The sequence below is a fragment of the Candidatus Methanosphaera massiliense genome (genome assembly GCF_028890305.1).
GTDB classification, from domain to species: Archaea; Methanobacteriota; Methanobacteria; order Methanobacteriales; family Methanobacteriaceae; genus Methanosphaera; species Methanosphaera massiliense.
In genome coordinates this window covers 386,414-405,406 of sequence record NZ_JARBXM010000001.1, presented here as the reverse complement: position 1 = coordinate 405,406, position 18,993 = coordinate 386,414, and the positions used below count along the sequence as shown (strand labels likewise).

The window sequence follows — 18,993 nt, the reverse complement described above, 5'->3', positions numbered from 1 at the left end:
ACTTTTTAAAATTTTCGTAAAATAAGCTATAACTTTTTTAGTATAAATTTAAAAAATTAGTATTTTATTTAAAATTAGAAGAAGAAATTACTATATTTAATGAAAAGTATAGTAATTTTAGTTCAATTATTTCACATTTTTTAAGTTAATCACGTTATTTCAATTTATTTAAATATATTAGTAACGTCTCCATCCATTGCTGCTCGTGCAACAGAAACACTATCTGCACCACTATCCAGCATTTTTTCATAATCTTCTCGTGTTGTCACACTATTATTTCCTATTAAATGCATGTTAGTGATATTACTGATTTTATTAATTATATCGTAATCAGCTTCCATAATACCTGGATTAGTAGCATCAACATGTAAGTATTTTACATTATATGATTCAATTAATTCTACAATTTTAAGAGTATTCACATTTTCTACATTAGCTCTTATCTTAACACTAATATCATAGTTTTTATGTGAGGATACTTCTTCTAATACTTTAGATAACTTCTCAGGGTTTTTAAGTAATCCCTGACCTGCACCTGCTTTCTCAGTAGCTTCTTGTCTGCAATGAGCATTAACTTCTAATACATCAATATCTTTATTATCCTGTAGTAATTTGAAGGATGTAGGTTCTGTTCCTCTTAAATTAACATTAACAAGTCCTTTCCATGAAGGATTATACTCTTTTATTAATTCCACTTGTTCTGATATTTCAACAGATAAATGATGAGGACAAGTTAGAAATTCACGTCTATCATTAACTGAGTTTTCAAGTCCTGCTTTAAATGATTCAATATCAGAGTTATAACCACCAAGTGTAATCATGTCTACATTTTGTTTTGTGAATTTTTTACAGAATTCTCCATCGGTAATTCCAGCCATGGCAGATATTACATTCATAAAAATACACCTTTTATCTTGTTTTATTTAATATTATATGGTACTTCATATTATTTAAAAAAAAGAGTTTTTATAAAGGCGTTATTAATAAAAAGGGGAGTAGAATTTAAATTTATTTGATTTAATCTAAATCGTTAAATATTAGTACAGAGTCATCTGTGAGACCTGCACGAATGTCTTCAAGGCCAATATCTGCAAGATCTGCAGCTCTTCCAGCTTTCTTAGCAATACCTACACCAGCCTTTAATCTAATTCCTGTTTTTTCATCTACTCTTTTTAGAGCATCACGTAATTGGTCTTTGGAAATATTATTGGATGGAGCCATGTAATTATCTCCACCAATAAAGAAGCACATTGCACCAATTTCAGATAATTCTTTCATCAAGGTTAATAGAACGTCATATACCTTAATTGATGTATCATATGCAGTTTTCTTATCTGTTAAATTGGTTGTAATATCATTAATGTCAATGTGAGCAATCTGAACAAAGCTATCCTCATCCTCTGCTAATGAATCAATGTTCAGTATTTCACAGCGTTCTGCTGATTGAGCTCCACCACCATTCTGTATCATTTTTGTAGCAATTTTCTGAGCTTCAATAGCTGTTTCGGCAGTTCCAACTCCCATACTGATAGTGATAGGGTATCGGTTACGTATTGATTGCTGGATTAGTAAATGATCATCATAATCCATGCCATTACTAACTGCAATTAAATTATCAAATCTGTTGAAAAATACGATTCCACCATGAGCACCAAATTCTCTTTCTAAATCCCCATATAATCTTGATTGTAATGTTTGTAAATCTGGTTCGGCTCGTGGTCCTGGTGTAACAGTCCAAGGCCCATAATTATCTATTTGTATTAACGTAATTTGTATCATTCAATCACTTTAAATATTTATAAAAATAATTAGCTTAATCTCTATTAGTTGTATAAAGTAAGTACATATGTTTAATCTATTCTAAGTATCTTTTCTGCTAACTGTATTTTATCTTCCATATTTTTTAATATAATATTCTCTACAGATACCTTAGAAATCATTTTCTCTATAATATTTTTATATTTGTAGTCTGTAGTATTTATTATGTAATGATTTAAAAAATCTTTATAGATAGAGCATACGCCCATGCAATCAACGTCATATCCTTTAGCTTTCATGAATTTACTAGCAGGGCCACTAACAGCGCTATCACCTATAATTGGAGATACACTTGTAACATATGTTTTTTTCAGTGCAGATTTTACTCCAGGCATTATTAGAATAGGATTAATTGATGTAATAGGATTAGAAGGACCTATTATCACATGGTCACTTTCTTCTATTGCTTCAATAACTCCATTAGCTGGTTCTACTTCCTTATAAATAACATCTTTAACTTCTGGTTTGGATTGGTGTGTTATGAGAAAATCATGAAAACTCATTAATCCCTCATTTGTATCAATTTTTACTGTTGGTTGTTCATTACTCATAGGTAATATGTTGGATTTTATTCCAAGAGCATTTTTCTGTATTTGAACAGCTTCTTGTAGCGTGTATTTTTTAATTAATTCTGTTTTCTGTATTTTTAAGGCACGGTCTTTATCACCTATGCGAAGTTTTTCATGATATCCTAATTTTTCAAGTGTATCATGTGTATAGAATGTATCATCTTTACGACCATACCATAATTCATCATTTATAAGATTACATAATGTATACATAACCGTATCTATATCTGCTGAAACATACACTCCACTAAAATAATTATTTTCCAGCGTATTAACTATAACAGTCAAATCTTCTGGTTTAACAATTTCTTTAATTCCTTGTAATAATTTAGGTGTTCCAGTACCACCTGAAAGAACAGTAATCATGAGTACACCTACCTAAATGCATCTGTTTCTTTATCTCTTAAAATTTCATTAATAGATGATTCTTCAATGTCACATCTAACTTGTGATAAATCATATCCTCTAATAAGTACTAAGCAAATACCACTATTTGATTGACCCATAAGAAGAGAAGCTGCACCTGCAAGTTCATCAGCAGTACCTTCAATAGTACTCATTAATTCTTGTCCATATAAATCTATAGAACCTCTAAAATCAGTGATAGGATGGAATCCACTAATACCAATAGCTACACCTATGGCTCCTACACGCCATGCTCGTCCCTGAGTATCAGATATAATAACTCCTATATTTGCATTAAATTTATCATCAAGATATTTCTTTATTTCCTGAGCACTTTTGTCTGGATTAACAGGGAGTGGTGTAACGTAGCCTTCCTCACAGTTACTATTATCTATTCCTGAATTAGCACAGATAAATCCATGTTCTGTTTCAGTAATTATTAATCCCGTTTGACATCTAATAATATCTTTTGTATGGTCTAATATTATTTGACATTGTTTAGGATCTTTTTCACTTTCAATAGCCATTGCATAGGCTTGTTTTGATGGTTCAACATCATCTATTTTAACATAATTTCCCTCAGCTTTAGAAACAACTGTTTCTGCAAGAACTAGAATATCATCATCTTCTAGTTTAATATTGTTTTTTTGTATAGTTTCAAATATTATTTCAGGTAAATTATCATTTTCTTTTATTAATGGAAAATCCTCTATTCCCTTAATCTCTAATTTCATAATAATCATCTTTTATCTAGAATATGTACCGCAACTAGAACAAGTATATTTAATATATTCTTTATTTGTTTAATGTAATAAGTTTTAATAATCAATTGATTATTGAAATAATGGAATAATGTTTATAATAAGTTAAATAAAAAAAGAGGGGTTTAAGGATTTTTAACATCAATTTCCCATTTATCTTTACCAAATGCGGCACATGATGTTACAGGGTGTGTAAATTCACTAAATACTCCTTTATCATAAATATATTCAGTAGCTTCTGTAGCATTTTTAACATCATAATCTACTTTTCTAGGAGTATTATGCTCATATACCGATACATAGTAAGCTTCACCAGGATTTACTTTTTTAACCTCTATTCCACTATCTGTGACTATACCTATGTATCCTTCTCCTTTCATGTTTATAGCACCACCAATACGTGGAGTATTATATTGATCTTTTTCATAATCCATAGCAAGTAAAGATAATGCTACAGCATCTCTCATATTCATGCCTTCTCTTATCTTACCTGCAATAATATCGGTATGTGATCCATTAGTTACAACACAGATATCGTCAATAATATCAATACAATTGTAGCTTATGTAAGGATTTTTATATATGTCTCCTTCAGATCCCTCTGTAGGTACAATTGCTACTTTTTCTTCATTTATAACAGACTTACGATTAGGGAATGATCTGCTTGATACTCTGTATGAAGCATATACTCCTTCATCATTACTACCTATTGATATAATTCTTCCAAGATACATGTTTTATCATCTCAATTATTTTTTTATATATTAGTTATCGTCACGTCGACGAACTGCTACTTGACGGTGCTTTTACAGCTATGTCCTGTAGGTCTTCAGGCGCCTGAATAGTTATGGTACCAGTAGACGAATCCATGGTAATCTGACCTTCATCCATTACCCGGGTGTGTACCGCTACTGCTCCATTACGTATATCATCTGAATAATCTACACCATTTACTGTTACTTTATGTAATCCATTTAATGGTAGTAGATAATAATCTGAATTACCGCTTTGACTATTTGGCTTTGCGGATATCTGGTCCGGCGTATAATTTTGTGGTTGATCCATAGGATTCTGGCTTAACATTACAAGTAAGAAAATCATAATTGTAAAAATAACATCAAGAAGTGGTACTAAGTTGATGTTAGGACTCTGATGTTCTATTCTGTCCTTATATCGTTTAGTGTCTATTGCCATTAGGATATCTCCTTGTTCTGTATTTATTGTTTTAATTTACTCTCTACAATTCTATTTGATGTATCAGAACGTTCTCTAATAATTGTTTTAATACCTTTTTCTAGCATATTTGGTTTGAGGTCAATTTTAAGATTGGCTTGATCATCATCTATTTCTTTAACTTTGATAATACCGGGAGATTCTTGTAATGCTTCAATTACTTCTTCTTTATCGGATTCTATCCATATTTTCATCTCAGCAGATCTCCAATTACTCATTTTTTTAGCAATTTCAATATTATCTAGTTGAGTTTCTATCATACTCTTAATGTACATGTATAATGGTAGTAGAATGATTGCTACTGCTAATCCAAAAATTGTTGTAATGATTGCAATGTAAATACCATTTGCCATAAGAGTGATATCACTATTTATTCCTAACTGTTTGAATGTATACCACATTCCTATAACAGTTCCTATTAATCCTATCAGTGGAGCTATTTCAATAATTGTTTGTATTGTAGAAAGACCACTCATCATTTTACTCATTTCAACGATGAATACTTGTTCCATATTATCTTCTACTTCGGATTTACTTCTGTAACCTATTTTAAGTGCTTCAGATATTATACGAGATATAGGTGTTTTATAGTTACCAATTGCACGTAGTGCTTCTAAAGATCCTCCATGAGCCATTGATTCATTTACTATAATCATTAACTCTGATAAATCTATTTTTGAAGCTCTGCGTAAGTATAATATTTTTTCAATTGCAAGAAATAAACCATATAAACCAATTATTGTGAGGATATATACTATTACTCCCCCACTTTGGAACATGGATATGACGTCATTCAATGTAGAACCTATGATGCCTATAATGTCCATTTAATTTACTCCTTTTTTTTGAACTTGTTTATTGTAATAACTAAAATTAAAAATTCATTATTATATATTATTTATTTTGCTTTTTTTATTATATAAATTTCAGGATTTTTGTGATTTGAGTATATGAATATTTTATTTTTTATTCATTTTTTTCAAGATTTTTTATAGTATTCCATGTTTTTCTAACTATTGGTGGATATTCTCCATTTTCAATAGTTTTTAGGTAGTCTATTGTTTTTCTATCACTAGGATATCCTGATCCAACAGGACCATATTCATTTTTTATGATTGCTATTTGTTTATCTCTTTCTACTTTTGCTATTATTGATGCTGCTGATACTATTTTGTAGGTGTCATCTGCTTTATGTTCTGTTATTATTTCAATGTTGGGATTTTTTTCTTGTATTTTATCATGAAATCTATTTTCATTAACATCTATGCAATCAATATAACATATATCCGGATTCATTTGGGTTATTATTGATTCCATACCTATTGTTTCTATTTGGTTTAAGTTTATTCCATCTTGTCTTTGTTGGTCTATTTCTTGGGCTGTTATTTGAACTGTTTGAAATTGCGTTATTTTTTTTATTTTTCTTGATAGAACAGATCTTTTTTTATGGGTTAATTTTTTGGAATCTTTAACACCTATTCGTTTTAGGAATCGTATTTTTTTCTTTGGCATGAGAACACCACCTATTACTAGGGGTCCTATTACTGAGCCTCTTCCTGCTTCATCTATTCCTAATACTAATTTGTTTTCATCATCTGTCATATTGTTGTTTCCTTGTTTTATTTTTGTATTATTATATGTTATTTATTATTCAAGTATTCTTTCAGTATTATTATTCATTTATCTTTATACTTATTAATTTATAATAAATTTATATATTAGATTAAACAATGTTTAAAGTATATGAATATATGTTGTTAGTTATATTTACATACTAAAAAAAATATTATGAATAACACATATTTAGAAAAGAAGGCAAATATAAAACATAATAAATAATTATTAAAACCAATAAACATTTTATATAATTCAAAAAAAGGGAAATGATTTAGATGGATGGCAATATATTTAAAATGATTACTATAGCAGATATTGCATCTATGGGTAATGCATTATCTGGTTTAGGTTCTATATTTGCTATTTTTATTGGAAATGATGTAGTAGCAGCACAGCTATTATTATTAGCAGTAATTTTTGATAGCATTGATGGACCATTAGCAAGAAGATTTAACAGAACACAATTAGATTCTGTATTTGGAGAAAATATAGATTCTTTAGCAGATGTGATTTCTTTTGGAGTAGCACCTGCTGTAATATTATATGCAACAGCACCAACATACTGGATAATAATACCATGTGCTATAGTTTTACTTTGTGGATTATTAAGATTAACCCGTTATAATACGATGCTTATAGATCAAAGAGGTCCGACAAGAACATTTGTAGGTTTACCAATACCTGTAACCTCATTCACTTTAGCAGCACTATTATTATCATCAGTATACGATGTATATGTACTATCAATACTCATGATAATAATATCAATACTAATGATTTCACAGTTACCATATCCAAAAGTAAGTGATAAAAGAGTAATAGGTATAGTTGCAGTATTTATGATAATATGTTTAATACCTGGAATAAACAGATACTTTGCATACATACCATCATACCTACTATTATTAGCTTCATTACTTTACATCTTCGGAACAATTATCTACGGACTTTTCTCAGAAACACAAATAAGAAATATTCAAGATAGATTAAGTGTTTTCAGAGATGTAGGAAATAGAACATCTAAATCATCAGGTAATTTATTTAAAAGAAAATAATATTTCCTTTCTTTTCTATTTTTTTAAAATATTGTATTTTAATATAACTAATTTTTTCATGTATTCATTATAACACATACAAAAAAAATATTATGAAAAAATTAAAAGATTTATTGAATTTTGATTATAAACAGTATTATCAACAATTAAAAGATGCATTGGAAAATGAAAATACATCTAATAAAAAAACACTGCATAAAAGACATACCCGATACTTTGAAGAACAACAAAATAAGGAATTAATAATAGGTGGAGTTGTACTTTTTCTTATAGTAATTATCATCTTCTCTATAGGATATTATTTTCTAATTCTCAGTCCAAACATGGAAGAAATACAGAATGAGAAAAATATAAAAATTAATGAAGTTAATTCTTTATTTAAAGATAACATGACAGATAGTTCTTCAAAACAAGCTATTATTTCAAGAATAAATTCGGCAAATTCAGTGGAAGAAGTAGATTCAATTGATGTAGATTCAATGGCATATCCTATTTTAAAAAATGAATTACTTGATCAAATAAATCAATATAAGGATAAATATGATAGAGTTCAAGTAAATGTAAATGATACAGCGGACATAATGTCCGTAAAAAATGCAAGTGAATATATTAATTTATCAACAGCTCATGAGTTAGCAGATACTCATATTGAAAGAGTAGATTCTGTTATAATACCTTTGAGTATTAATAGAAAACAAGCAGCAAGCGGATTATTAAACGTGGGTGATGTTATAGATATTTATAAAAATAATCAAAACATGTCTACAGATTCACAGGATAATGATGAGAATAATTCTCTTAATAATACCACTTCTGAAAATGATTCAACTTCTGAGGTAACTGATGTGTCAAATAATGAAGAGTATAGTAATAACTCGGATACTAATAAATTAGTTGGTGGTTGTATTGTAGTATCTATCTTAAGGTCTAAAGATTCTGGGTCCATAGATTCTAATATGGAAGTTAGTGAATCACCAAATACACGTAACATAACTCAAACCAATAGTATGGATATTCAAGAACTTCTCGAATCTGAATCAGCAGGTGCTCTTGATGAAAATCAATTAAATCTTCTATTAGATAATTATGGTTATAGATTATCTAATTATGAAAGAACTTCTAATTTAGGTGATTTAGATGTTGATTATATTATAATGGTTGAAGTACCCCGTGATTCAGTAGATGATGTTATATCTAATATGGATAATCTTATTATAACAATACCAACTTATGATGCACCAAGATGGGTAAATTTAACAAGTAATTAGATTAGATTATTATATAAATTTATAATTAGAGGTGTGATGATTGGAAGAAGATTATTTTAAAAATTTATCAGATAGAGAACGAGCAATTTTTGAAGGTGGTATAAGTATGGGTGCATTATATCATCAATTTGTTGGTACACCTGTTAGTATTGATACATGTTCCAGTTTAGAACATGCTATTGAAGAGAGTATATTATTGCAACCAGCAGTTATTGATGTAGACGTTTCTTTGAATAAAGATTTGATAAAACAATCATCTGGAACTATGGGTTATACTTCTCTTGAAGGGAATATGCTAAATATTCAAATCACTACTAAAATTAATGAAATATCAGTATGTACATGTATATCATATATGGAAGATTTGGATTATCCTTTAATGTATATTAAAGATTAATCTTTTTTCTATTTTTAATTTTCATTATTATTTTCTTCATCAGATCCTGCTTGTAATTCTTTTATTTGTTCAGGTAATCTGTTAAATAGCCTATCAATAAAACTCATATGTTGTACCTGGCCTATAGCATAACTATATTTTTCTAATCGTTTTAATGTGTTGTTTAATTCATCCTGAGTTCTATTTAAACGTTCCTGTGCATGTTCTCTTTTATTTTTAATCTTAGTATTCTCTTGTACTTGTTTATTTGTTTCTTCTACCTGTTCTATGTACTTTTCTTCGAGTTTATTATTATTTTCTTTGAGATCTCTTAATTCTTTTTCTAGATTATTATTGTTTTCAGTTATCTTTTTTAGATTATTTTCCATTTCTTTAATTTTTTCTTGTAATTCATTATTTTCTTTGTTTAATCTATCATTATCACTTTTCTGCTGATTGATTAGAGTACTTTGAGTTTCTAACTCTTTATTAAGTTTATCATAAGATGTATTAAGTTTTTTAAAATCTTTTTTTAGATTTTCATGTTCCAGATTAATTTCTTTGTTTTCATTTTTTAAATTGTTGATTTTTGTTTTTGTTTTCTCAATATCTTCTAGATCATCATTAGTATAATTTTCGATTGCTTTTTCAATTTCTTCAGATGTATGTTTGTAAGTTGTTCCATATTCTGCTTCTATTTTTTCCTGAAATTTGTCCCATAATTCTTTGTCTAGTTTTATAGTTTTTCGTACATATTTTTCAGTCATATTACCCCTCATTCTTATATTAATATCTGTTAATGTATTATATTAAAATTGTTGATTTTTGTTTTTGAAATGATGTTTTTTATTTTTTTGGACATGTTTATTTTTTAATAAAACTTTGATTTATTTTTCAATTTTTGTTTTTTGTTTTTTAATTTCATCTTTTATATCTTAGAATATTCATGGAATTTAATGTTTGTTTTTATTTTTCAAACATTTGTTTTTATTGATTTTTTCATAATTTCATACTTTTAAAAGTATGTTTTTGAAATGTTGATTTTTGTTTTTATGATTTCTTTACTTTAAGCTACTGGTAACTATTGTAACTTAATTTTTTATTTAAAATAGTTTTTATATAAATATGAGTATATAACTGAAAATTGAGGAGTAATTTTTAAATTAAGGAGTTTATATTGATTTTTTAAACATGTTTTTTGGTGATATTTTTTTTAGTATATTTTTCATTTTCATGTTTTTTTACGGATCTGTTATAATTATTTTTAAGATGTTTTTTTCTTTTTTTCTTTTTTAACAGGATATAATATTTGAATAAGTAATATTATAATTTGTAATGATTTTTTATATTCTTTTTAGTTATTTTTCATATTTTTAAATATCTGGTAATTAATTGTATAGTGTTTAAGATTTTTATTTAAAATATGTTTATCTTTTATTTTGTTTTATTATACTTTTTCTTATATTATCTCTAAATATTGTGTATATTTAACAATATTATTAATAAGATAACAAACAAATATAATGTTAATGTGAGAATATGGATGTTTAAATTAATTTTATTCATCAAATCATGAATATAGTATAATGATAATTTTATTATTTTAGATTTCATGATAATGACTTACAATTTTATTAAATAATTAAGGAAAGTATGGTTATTAATTTACTAATAAGGAGTAAAAATAAAATATCAGAACTTTTACTTAATAATCAAAAGGTAATACTATGATATACATAAATGAAGAGTTATGTAAGGGATGCTATATTTGTATAGATATTTGTCCTAGAGATGTTTACACTCCATCTAAAAAATTAAATTTAAAGGGTGTACATGTACCTATTCCAGATAGTACAAAATGTGTCAAATGTCAATTATGCACTTTAATGTGTCCTGATCAAGTAATTTCAATAGAGGCTGATTAAACATGGCAGATGAAAAATATTTTGTACAGGGTAATGAAGCTTGTGCACTTGGAGCATTAGCTGCAGGATGCAGATTCTTTGCAGGTTACCCAATCACTCCATCAACTGAAATTGCTGAAATCATGTCAAAAAAATTACCAACAGTAGGAGGACACTTTGTTCAAATGGAAGATGAAATTTCAGCTGTTGGTGCAATAATAGGTGCTTCTTGGGGTGGTCAAAAAGTAGTTACTGCTACAAGTGGTCCTGGAATATCATTAATGCAAGAAAATATTGGTTATGCAGCAATGACTGAAACACCAATAGTTATTATTAACATGCAAAGAGGTGCACCATCTACGGGACAACCAACAAGATCTGCACAAGCTGATATGATGCAATCACGTTGGGGAGCTCATGGGGATTATGAAACAATATCATTAGCACCTTCATCAGTACAGGAGTGTTTTGATTATACTGTTAAAGCATTTAACTTAGCTGAACAGTACAGATGTCCTGTATTTGTAATGGGTGATGAAATTGTTGGACACATGAGAGAAAAGATTGTTGTGCCTGAAAAGGTAGAAATTGTTCCAAGAACAATGCCTGAAAAACCTGACGGAGTATATCTTCCTTATGATGCACCAAAATATGGTACTGCACCTATGCCTTCCTTTGGACAAGGTTTTAATATTCATGTCACTGGATTAACACATGATAAAAGGGGATATCCTAATACTGATGATGCTGATGTACATACTGAATTAGTTACCAGGTTATGTAATAAAATCCTAAAAAATAGCAGTGAAATGTCAATTATTGATGCAAAATTTATTGATGACGCAGATACAATTGTATTAAGTTATGGAATTCCTTCAAGATCTGCATTAACAGCAGTAAAACAAGCAAGAGAAAAAGGATTAAAAGTAGGATATATTAAGCTTGGTGTAGTATGGCCATTCCCAGCTGAGAAATTACTTGAATTAACAAAGAATGCTAACAGAATAATAGTACCTGAATTAAATTTAGGACAAGTATATCTTGAAGTAGACAGAGTATTAGGTAAACATGCAAAAGTAGAATTACTTCCAAAGATTGGTGGAGCATTACATACACCATCTGAAATATTAAATAAAATCATGGAGGATTAATAATTATGGATAAAACTTTAGAACACCCTCATAGATTTATGAAATATTTAAGGCAGGAAAGATTACCTCATATATTTTGTCCAGGATGTGGAAACGGTGTTGTACTAAACACTATATTCAATGCAATAGAATTATCTGATAAATCATTTGATAATATTAGTATGGTATCAGGTATCGGATGTTCTTCAAGAATACCTGGATATGTGAAATGTGATTCATTACATACAACACACGGTAGAGCAATAGCATATGCTACTGGTCTTAAAATAGCAAATCCAAAACAGGATATTGTTGTAGTTACAGGTGATGGTGATGCAACATCAATAGGTGGAAATCACTTAATTCATGCAGCACGTAGAAATATTGATTTAACAGTAGTATGTATAAATAATGATATTTATGGTATGACTGGAGGTCAAATAAGTCCAACAAGTCCTGAAGGTAGTTATGCAACTACTGCACCATATGGATCTACTGATCAACCATTTAATATATCCGCAGTAGTAAAAGCAGCAGGAGCCTCTTTCGTAGCAAAATATACTACAGCTCAACCTATTCAAGTATCAGAAGCAATCAAACAAGGATTAGAAAACAAGGGATTTTCATTCATAGAAGTAGTATCTCAATGTCCAACATATTATGGACGTAAAAATAAAATGAAAACACCAATTGCTATGCTTAACTGGTTTAAAGAAAACACTATTACCATTGAAAAAGCAAAAGATATGTCTTCTGAAGAATTAAAAGGAAAAATAATTACTGGAATTTATGTAAATAAACCAAGAAAAGAATACGTAGATTCTATTGAAGAAGTAATTAAAGAACACTCTGATATCGACCCAGATGAAAATATTAACAAAGCATATATGGGGGATTAAGATATGAGAACTGATATAAGAATAGCTGGATTTGGTGGACAGGGAGTATTAATGTGTGGTATTGTAATATCTAAAGCAGCATCATTATATGATGGAAAATATGCAGTACAAACACAATCCTATGGTCCAGAAGCAAGAGGAGGAGCATCACGTACAGAAGTAGTAATAAGTGATGAAGAGATAGATTATCCGAAAGTAGAACATCCAAAAATATTTGTAGCAATGTCTCACGAGGCATTAATGAAGTACATAGATGATATTCAGGAAAATGCAACTTTAATTATAGACCCTAATCTTGTACATGAAGAAGAAATATCAGAAATCATCAATGAAAGAAACATAGTTCTATATAAATCAAGAGCAACATTCGCAGCTGATAAAAAAATAGGACGAAAAATTGTAGCCAACATAGTAATGTTAGGGTCATTTGTAGAGATAACAGGAATGATTTCTGAAGAAGCAGCTAAGAAAGCAATACTCGACAGTGTACCTAAAGGAACTGAAGAAATGAACCTAAAAGCATTTGAAGTTGGAACAAAAATAGTAAACAAAGAGTAGGTGATTCAACCATGAATATACATGAATACGTAGCAAAAAACATATTTAAAAGAGGTAACATCAAAGTACCAGAAAGTCATTTAGCACACTCTCCTGAAGAAGCAGCAGAAATAGCTAAAAAAATGGACAAACCAGTAGCTGTAAAATCACAAGTATTATCTGGTGGACGTGGAAAAGCTGGAGGAATATTATTTGCAGATACTCCAGAAGAAGCAGCAGAACGTACTGAAGAATTATTCCAAAAAAGAATCAAAGGTGAAAGAGTAACAAAAGTACTCATAGAAGAAAAAGTTGAAAATAAAATTAATGAATATTATCTTTCAATTATTCTAGATAGAGATGCTAAAAAACCATTAATCATGGCAAGTACTGCTGGTGGAATGGACATTGAACAAGTAGCAAAAGAAACACCAGAAAAAATAGTTAAAAAATATGTTGAACCACTAGAGGAATTCATGCCATATCAAGCTCGTAATATAGCATTAGAGATGGGAGTAGACACAAGTGAAATCTCTGAAGTAGGTAATTTCATTTGGAAACTATACAATGTCTTTAAAGAATATGATGCAACTGTAGCAGAAATAAATCCACTAATGAAAACAACTGACGGATTCATTGCAGCAGATGCTAAGATGGCAATAGATGATGATGCATTCTTCAGACACACAAAACTCAAAGAATTCGATGAGTTCAAAGATGAAAAATTTGCATATGTAAAACTTGACGGTAACATTGCTGTTATTGGTAATGGTGCAGGTTTAACATTAACTGGTATGGATTTAATAAAATATTATGGTGGAGAACCAGCTACATTTTTAGATGTTGGTGGAGGAGCATCAGAGGAAAGTATCACACAGGCATTAGAATTAGTTCTTAAAAATCCTAATGTTAAAGTTATTTTCTTAAATTGTCTCGGTGGTATCACTAGGGCTGATGATGTAGCTAATGCTGTTGTAGATGTAGCTAATGAAATGGAAGTTAAAGTACCTATGGTTATTAGATTAACTGGTACAAATGAAGAAGAAGGTCAAAGAATATTAAGAGAACATAATATACCTTTCGAAACTTCTATGGAAAGAGCAGCTAAAAAGGCTGTTTCTATTTTAAATGAATTATAAATAATTCATATTCCTAATTTTTTTTACTAATTTTTTCATTTCTACTTTTTTAGATTAAATTATAAAAACTACTATTTTTTTAGATTAAATTATTGATAAAATAAGAACCTTATAAAAAAAATTATTTAGGAGGAGAATGTTAATTGGAGTAGTTAGTATTACTACTACTTCCATTATTATTTATTAATGATTGTAGCATCTCCCATAATTGTTGGAATAATGATTGTGAACCATTATTATCAACATAATCAGATATCTGTGATTGGTAATCAGTAGCTTGGTCTTTCACGGACTGACTCTGTGATACTGATTGTACTATGAGATTTACATCATTGTTTGATAGGTTGATGTTATTGTTACTTGCTACATTATTTACTATATTTGTTATAGTCTGATTATCAGTTGTGTTTTGTTGACTTGCTTGTTCTTTTGCCTGTGAAACAAGATTTGCAACGTCATCTGCACTAGCATTAGTGTTGTTTACTACTTGACTTTCAGTATAGATCTCATTGTTTGCTGCGTCTTTCAAATCACTTGGAATTTCTTTACCAGTTGCTGTTTCATATGATTTCATTACACCTGCAAGTGCTGATTCACCAGTAGCTGTTGTTGGTGATGTTACAATTACATGACCTTTAGTTATACCAGAAGAATTTAATGCAGATTTATACATGCTTTCTGTTACTGTGGTAATTTTTGATTTATCAACATCTACTTGAATATCATCATTAGTGTTTAATTCAACCATTGCACAAGATAATACTTGATTGGAATTATATGTTTTATGACTTATGTCACCGGATATTTTATTAACATCATCTGCTGTGATTACTGTTTGTTTAACATGGTTTAAGTCAAGGTTTCCATTATCTTGGAAGTATTGGTCAACTGTATTTTTATAGTTTCCGTTATTATATGTTGTTTCTCCGTAGGTAACAGCAACGTCACTTGTGTTATTGTCGTTGCTTACAGTATTAGTGATTGATCCTACAGGTACAAATAATCCTACTGCAATAATTATTAAAATTATTACACCAACTATTTTTCCCCACATAATTTTTCACCTCTAATATTATAATTAACCTATTAGTTATTATATTTACGTGGTTTTTTATCACCAAGTAATAATACTCTACTTTTCTCTACTTCATCTATAATTTCCATACTAGTTTCATTAGCTACATCCTGTGCAAATTTTTGGATGTCTACACTTTTAGGCATATTCTCCCATTCAAGTCTATTTCTAGAATCTCCCACAAACATGTATGCTTTTATTTCAACATAATCAATATCACTATTTTCAATAATTTTAGCATATTCACTAGCATGTGTCATATTCAAGTTTTTTACTGAAGTTATTCTGAGAACTTTTCTAGTATCTATACTAGATAATAATTCAATACTTTCCTGTAATTTTTGCCAACTATTATTTACTTGAGGTTTACATACTTTACGATATATTTCTTCATTAGGTGCATCTAGTGATAAATATAATTGTGTTGGTTCATGGTCTTCAAGAGCTTGTATTTTTTCAGGGGATTCACCGTTACTAACAAGAAATGTTGTGAAATCCTGTTTATGAAATTCTTCAATTAACTGATTAATTTCAGGATATAATAAAGGTTCACCTGCAAGACTTAGAGCAGCATTGTTTGGTTTAACACATTCTTCTAATTTTTTAGGATTAGCATTTTCATTACCAAAAAATCCACATAATAACTGCTTCTGATTGTTAATACAGTCCTCTATTATAGTTTTTGGATCATCATAATCATCAGTATCCCATGATGTTTTTGTTATTTCAGTATCTCTCCAACAAAATAAGCATTTATTTTGACAATAAGGGACTGAAGGTGACATCTGTAAACATCTATGACTTTTAATACCATAAAATTGTTCTTTATAACAAGTACCTTCATCAACTATACTCTTTCTAGTCCAATGACATATCTTATTTGCAGCATGTAACTTATCTCCTGCAAAACGATAACCTTTCTTTTCTAAATCTTTTTGTTTTTTTTCTGAAATTAACATATTACTTTCTATATTTGTCAGTTCTTAGATAAAAATATAATTTAAAAAAAATACCTCAACTCATCCTATTAAATTAAATTACTATAATAATAATTAAGATATAATATATTAACAAGTAATAGAATTTCTATGTAATATATAATATAGAAATTAACTTTTTTGATTAGTAGGTAATTTTATGACTAAAAAGGAAACACCAATAATAATACTAAATTATAAAACATATGCAGAATCAACAGGTAAGAATGCAGTAACGTTATCACAATATGTTCAAGAAGCAAGTGATGAAACAGGTGTAAATATGGCAATTGCACCACAAGCAGTTGATTTATATCCAATTATTGAAGCAGTAGATATTCCAGTATATTCTCAACATATGGATAATATAACACCAGGAGGACACACAGGCTCTACATTACCTGAAGCACTTAAAGAAACAGGAATAACAGGTACCTTAATCAATCATTCAGAACAGAGATTAACACTCGCAGACATAGATGCAATAGTAGAAAAATCAAAACAACTTAATTTAACAAGTGTATTATGCACTAATAACGTAAAAACAAGTGCTGCAGCCGCATCTTTTAATCCAGATTATATAGCTATTGAACCACCAGAATTAATAGGTACAGGAATACCAGTATCTAAAGCAAGTCCTGAAGTTGTTGAAAAAACAGTGGAAGAAATACATAAAATCAACAATAATATTCCAGTACTATGTGGAGCTGGAATATCAACAGGTGAAGACATGAAAGCAGCTTTAGAACTTGGTGCTGAAGGAGTTCTTTTAGCTTCAGGAATTATTAAAGCTGATGATCAGAAACAAGCATTAATAGATTTAGTAAGTTTAATCTAAACCAACTAGTCTATTGAATATTAGGGGTTATTTTACATGGATTATAAATTTAATACAATAGATGATTTTGATTTTGAAGGAAAAACAGTACTACTAAGAGTGGATATCAATTCTCCAGTAGACCCATTAAGTGGTGATTTATTAGATGATACTAGATTAGTTCTACATTCAAAAACAATCAAGGAATTATCAGAGAAAGGAGCAAAAGTAGTAATATTAGCACATCAAAGTAGGCCTGGAAAATCAGATTTCACACCACTTAAACAACATGCATTAGCACTATCCAATATTCTAGGAAAAGAAGTACAATACGTTGACTCAATATTCTCAAGGCAAGCACAGGATATAATCAAAAACATGGTAAATGGAGAAATAGCATTATTAGAGAATGTAAGATTCTACTCAGAGGAAATGCCAAAACTAACACCAGAAGAACAAAGTAATACATACATGGTAAAAACATTAGCACCACTAGCAGATTATTTTGTAAATGATGCATTTGCAACAGCACATAGATCTCAAACATCCATAATAGGCTTTGCTAAAGTTCTACCAGCAGTTGCTGGAAGAGTGATGGAACTAGAACTAAACTCCTTATATGGAATACTAGATAATGCTAAAGAACCAAGAGTATATGTACTTGGAGGAATTAAAGCAGATGATTCTATTAATGTAATGGCTAATGCATTAAAAACTGATAGTGCTGATTATATATTAACAACAGGATTAGTAGCTAATATATTTTTAGTAGCTAAAGGAATTGACTTAAAAGAATATAATTATAATTTTATTATAGAGAGAGGATTTGAAGAGTATATTGATATAGCAAAAGATTTACTAAAAGATTACTCTGATAAAATAATCTTGCCTGTAGATTTAGCTATTCTCGAAGATGATAAAAGAGTAGAATATCCTATTGATAATATTCCTAATTTACCAATATATGATATAGGTAGTAAAACAATTGAAATATATAATCAAAAAATCCTATTAGCAAAAACATTATTTGCAAATGGACCAGCAGGAGTCTTTGAGAAAGAAGGATTTGAATTAGGAACAGAATCTTTATTAAACACTATGGCTGAATCAAAGGGATTTTCTATAATTGGTGGAGGACATTTAGCAGCTGCTGCAAGTAATATGGATTTAGATGATGATATTACCCATATTAGTAGTGGTGGTGGAGCAAGTATAAATCTCATTGCTGGTGAAGAATTACCTGCTGTAAAAGCTTTAATTGATTCTGCTAAATTAAATAAGAATTAAATAATTTTTTCAGAATTTTCTGAGGTATTATTGTTATTTTTTTCTTTTTATATCTTTTTTAAGTGATTTTTTATTATTTGATTTAATCAAACAGTAACATTTATATACTATGGTTAACTAAAATAA

The 18,993-nt window shown here is 29.0% G+C and carries 21 protein-coding genes; 10 read left to right on the top strand and 11 right to left on the bottom strand.

Going from position 1 to position 18,993, the window contains the following annotated elements; translation table 11 throughout:
- Nucleotides 1-164: 164 nt before the first annotated feature.
- The 8 genes from OTK55_RS02000 to rnhB all read right to left on the bottom strand — a co-directional run bounded on the left by OTK55_RS02000 (nt 165) and on the right by rnhB (nt 6,388).
- Nucleotides 165-896: a tRNA-dihydrouridine synthase gene (locus OTK55_RS02000; RefSeq protein WP_274870287.1), complete on the bottom strand. Its 732-nt coding sequence runs from the start codon at nt 894-896 to the stop codon at nt 165-167.
- A gap of 121 nt (nt 897-1,017) precedes the next feature.
- On the bottom strand, nt 1,018-1,779 hold the full coding sequence (locus tag OTK55_RS01995; protein ID WP_274870285.1) for a GTP cyclohydrolase III: 762 nt from the start codon (nt 1,777-1,779) through the stop codon (nt 1,018-1,020).
- Nucleotides 1,780-1,850: 71 nt separating this feature from the next.
- Nucleotides 1,851-2,753 (bottom strand): 2-phospho-L-lactate transferase, encoded by a 903-nt coding sequence (cofD, locus tag OTK55_RS01990; protein WP_274870284.1) that lies wholly within the window; start codon nt 2,751-2,753, stop codon nt 1,851-1,853.
- An 8-nt stretch (nt 2,754-2,761) separates the two neighbouring features.
- Complete coding sequence (locus tag OTK55_RS01985) at nt 2,762-3,526, bottom strand: coenzyme F420-0:L-glutamate ligase (protein WP_274870283.1); 765 nt, start codon at nt 3,524-3,526, stop codon at nt 2,762-2,764.
- A gap of 152 nt (nt 3,527-3,678) precedes the next feature.
- On the bottom strand, nt 3,679-4,287 hold the full coding sequence (locus OTK55_RS01980; RefSeq protein WP_274870282.1) for an IMP cyclohydrolase: 609 nt from the start codon (nt 4,285-4,287) through the stop codon (nt 3,679-3,681).
- 40 nt (nt 4,288-4,327) lie between these two features.
- A complete protein-coding gene (locus OTK55_RS01975; RefSeq protein ID WP_274870281.1) occupies nt 4,328-4,747 on the bottom strand; it encodes a biopolymer transporter ExbD in 420 nt (139 codons plus the stop codon).
- A gap of 23 nt (nt 4,748-4,770) precedes the next feature.
- The gene (locus OTK55_RS01970; RefSeq protein ID WP_274870280.1) at nt 4,771-5,613 is read right to left on the bottom strand and encodes a MotA/TolQ/ExbB proton channel family protein; all 843 of its coding nucleotides are present in this window, start codon (nt 5,611-5,613) and stop codon (nt 4,771-4,773) included.
- A 139-nt stretch (nt 5,614-5,752) separates the two neighbouring features.
- Complete coding sequence (gene rnhB, locus OTK55_RS01965; protein WP_274870279.1) at nt 5,753-6,388, bottom strand: ribonuclease HII; 636 nt, start codon at nt 6,386-6,388, stop codon at nt 5,753-5,755.
- Between the two features lie 290 nt (nt 6,389-6,678).
- Here rnhB and OTK55_RS01960 point away from each other — a divergent pair, with 290 nt between their 5' ends.
- The 3 genes from OTK55_RS01960 to OTK55_RS01950 all read left to right on the top strand — a co-directional run bounded on the left by OTK55_RS01960 (nt 6,679) and on the right by OTK55_RS01950 (nt 9,123).
- On the top strand, nt 6,679-7,458 hold the full coding sequence (locus tag OTK55_RS01960) for an archaetidylserine synthase (protein WP_274870277.1): 780 nt from the start codon (nt 6,679-6,681) through the stop codon (nt 7,456-7,458).
- Nucleotides 7,459-7,571: 113 nt separating this feature from the next.
- The gene (locus OTK55_RS01955) at nt 7,572-8,726 is read left to right on the top strand and encodes a DUF515 domain-containing protein (RefSeq protein WP_274870276.1); all 1,155 of its coding nucleotides are present in this window, start codon (nt 7,572-7,574) and stop codon (nt 8,724-8,726) included.
- Nucleotides 8,727-8,766: 40 nt separating this feature from the next.
- On the top strand, nt 8,767-9,123 hold the full coding sequence (locus tag OTK55_RS01950; RefSeq protein WP_274870275.1) for a dihydroneopterin aldolase family protein: 357 nt from the start codon (nt 8,767-8,769) through the stop codon (nt 9,121-9,123).
- A gap of 14 nt (nt 9,124-9,137) precedes the next feature.
- Here the strand turns inward: OTK55_RS01950 and OTK55_RS01945 are convergent, their stop codons facing one another.
- The gene (locus OTK55_RS01945; RefSeq protein ID WP_274870273.1) at nt 9,138-9,869 is read right to left on the bottom strand and encodes a hypothetical protein; all 732 of its coding nucleotides are present in this window, start codon (nt 9,867-9,869) and stop codon (nt 9,138-9,140) included.
- 960 nt (nt 9,870-10,829) lie between these two features.
- Here OTK55_RS01945 and OTK55_RS01940 point away from each other — a divergent pair.
- Genes OTK55_RS01940 through sucC form a run of 5 tightly spaced genes read left to right on the top strand, consistent with a single transcriptional unit; the run spans nt 10,830 to nt 14,711 of the window.
- The gene (locus OTK55_RS01940; RefSeq protein ID WP_274870271.1) at nt 10,830-11,027 is read left to right on the top strand and encodes a 4Fe-4S dicluster domain-containing protein; all 198 of its coding nucleotides are present in this window, start codon (nt 10,830-10,832) and stop codon (nt 11,025-11,027) included.
- Between the two features lie 2 nt (nt 11,028-11,029).
- On the top strand, nt 11,030-12,157 hold the full coding sequence (locus OTK55_RS01935) for a 2-oxoacid:acceptor oxidoreductase subunit alpha (protein ID WP_274870270.1): 1,128 nt from the start codon (nt 11,030-11,032) through the stop codon (nt 12,155-12,157).
- Between the two features lie 5 nt (nt 12,158-12,162).
- Nucleotides 12,163-13,035 (top strand): 2-oxoacid:ferredoxin oxidoreductase subunit beta, encoded by an 873-nt coding sequence (locus tag OTK55_RS01930; RefSeq protein ID WP_274870269.1) that lies wholly within the window; start codon nt 12,163-12,165, stop codon nt 13,033-13,035.
- A 3-nt stretch (nt 13,036-13,038) separates the two neighbouring features.
- Entirely contained in the window at nt 13,039-13,593 is a 555-nt protein-coding gene (locus OTK55_RS01925) for a 2-oxoacid:ferredoxin oxidoreductase subunit gamma (protein WP_274870268.1), read from the top strand.
- Between the two features lie 11 nt (nt 13,594-13,604).
- Entirely contained in the window at nt 13,605-14,711 is a 1,107-nt protein-coding gene (sucC, locus tag OTK55_RS01920) for an ADP-forming succinate--CoA ligase subunit beta (RefSeq protein ID WP_274870267.1), read from the top strand.
- A gap of 139 nt (nt 14,712-14,850) precedes the next feature.
- On the opposite strand, the gene OTK55_RS01915 is transcribed toward sucC, so the two are convergent.
- Complete coding sequence (locus OTK55_RS01915) at nt 14,851-15,765, bottom strand: DUF1002 domain-containing protein (RefSeq protein ID WP_274870266.1); 915 nt, start codon at nt 15,763-15,765, stop codon at nt 14,851-14,853.
- Between the two features lie 32 nt (nt 15,766-15,797).
- Nucleotides 15,798-16,745 (bottom strand): 4-demethylwyosine synthase TYW1, encoded by a 948-nt coding sequence (gene twy1 / locus OTK55_RS01910; RefSeq protein WP_274870265.1) that lies wholly within the window; start codon nt 16,743-16,745, stop codon nt 15,798-15,800.
- 178 nt (nt 16,746-16,923) lie between these two features.
- Here twy1 and tpiA point away from each other — a divergent pair, with 178 nt between their 5' ends.
- Nucleotides 16,924-17,601, top strand: a complete 678-nt coding sequence (gene tpiA, locus OTK55_RS01905; RefSeq protein ID WP_274870263.1) for a triose-phosphate isomerase — start codon at nt 16,924-16,926, stop codon at nt 17,599-17,601.
- A 36-nt stretch (nt 17,602-17,637) separates the two neighbouring features.
- Nucleotides 17,638-18,867, top strand: a complete 1,230-nt coding sequence (locus OTK55_RS01900) for a phosphoglycerate kinase (protein WP_274870261.1) — start codon at nt 17,638-17,640, stop codon at nt 18,865-18,867.
- Nucleotides 18,868-18,993 lie beyond the last annotated feature (126 nt).

Excerpts from the sequence above, each read along its gene's own strand:
- OTK55_RS02000 (WP_274870287.1), bottom strand. The coding sequence starts at position 896 with ATGAATGTAATATCTGCCATGGCTGGAATTACCGATGGAGAATTCTGT.
- OTK55_RS01995 (WP_274870285.1), bottom strand. The coding sequence starts at position 1,779 with ATGATACAAATTACGTTAATACAAATAGATAATTATGGGCCTTGGACT.
- cofD (WP_274870284.1), bottom strand. The coding sequence starts at position 2,753 with ATGATTACTGTTCTTTCAGGTGGTACTGGAACACCTAAATTATTACAA.
- OTK55_RS01985 (WP_274870283.1), bottom strand. The coding sequence starts at position 3,526 with ATGAAATTAGAGATTAAGGGAATAGAGGATTTTCCATTAATAAAAGAA.
- OTK55_RS01980 (WP_274870282.1), bottom strand. The coding sequence starts at position 4,287 with ATGTATCTTGGAAGAATTATATCAATAGGTAGTAATGATGAAGGAGTA.
- OTK55_RS01975 (WP_274870281.1), bottom strand. The coding sequence starts at position 4,747 with ATGGCAATAGACACTAAACGATATAAGGACAGAATAGAACATCAGAGT.
- OTK55_RS01970 (WP_274870280.1), bottom strand. The coding sequence starts at position 5,613 with ATGGACATTATAGGCATCATAGGTTCTACATTGAATGACGTCATATCC.
- rnhB (WP_274870279.1), bottom strand. The coding sequence starts at position 6,388 with ATGACAGATGATGAAAACAAATTAGTATTAGGAATAGATGAAGCAGGA.
- OTK55_RS01960 (WP_274870277.1), top strand. The coding sequence starts at position 6,679 with ATGGATGGCAATATATTTAAAATGATTACTATAGCAGATATTGCATCT.
- OTK55_RS01945 (WP_274870273.1), bottom strand. The coding sequence starts at position 9,869 with ATGACTGAAAAATATGTACGAAAAACTATAAAACTAGACAAAGAATTA.
- OTK55_RS01940 (WP_274870271.1), top strand. The coding sequence starts at position 10,830 with ATGATATACATAAATGAAGAGTTATGTAAGGGATGCTATATTTGTATA.
- OTK55_RS01935 (WP_274870270.1), top strand. The coding sequence starts at position 11,030 with ATGGCAGATGAAAAATATTTTGTACAGGGTAATGAAGCTTGTGCACTT.
- OTK55_RS01930 (WP_274870269.1), top strand. The coding sequence starts at position 12,163 with ATGGATAAAACTTTAGAACACCCTCATAGATTTATGAAATATTTAAGG.
- OTK55_RS01925 (WP_274870268.1), top strand. The coding sequence starts at position 13,039 with ATGAGAACTGATATAAGAATAGCTGGATTTGGTGGACAGGGAGTATTA.
- sucC (WP_274870267.1), top strand. The coding sequence starts at position 13,605 with ATGAATATACATGAATACGTAGCAAAAAACATATTTAAAAGAGGTAAC.
- OTK55_RS01915 (WP_274870266.1), bottom strand. The coding sequence starts at position 15,765 with ATGTGGGGAAAAATAGTTGGTGTAATAATTTTAATAATTATTGCAGTA.
- twy1 (WP_274870265.1), bottom strand. The coding sequence starts at position 16,745 with ATGTTAATTTCAGAAAAAAAACAAAAAGATTTAGAAAAGAAAGGTTAT.
- tpiA (WP_274870263.1), top strand. The coding sequence starts at position 16,924 with ATGACTAAAAAGGAAACACCAATAATAATACTAAATTATAAAACATAT.
- OTK55_RS01900 (WP_274870261.1), top strand. The coding sequence starts at position 17,638 with ATGGATTATAAATTTAATACAATAGATGATTTTGATTTTGAAGGAAAA.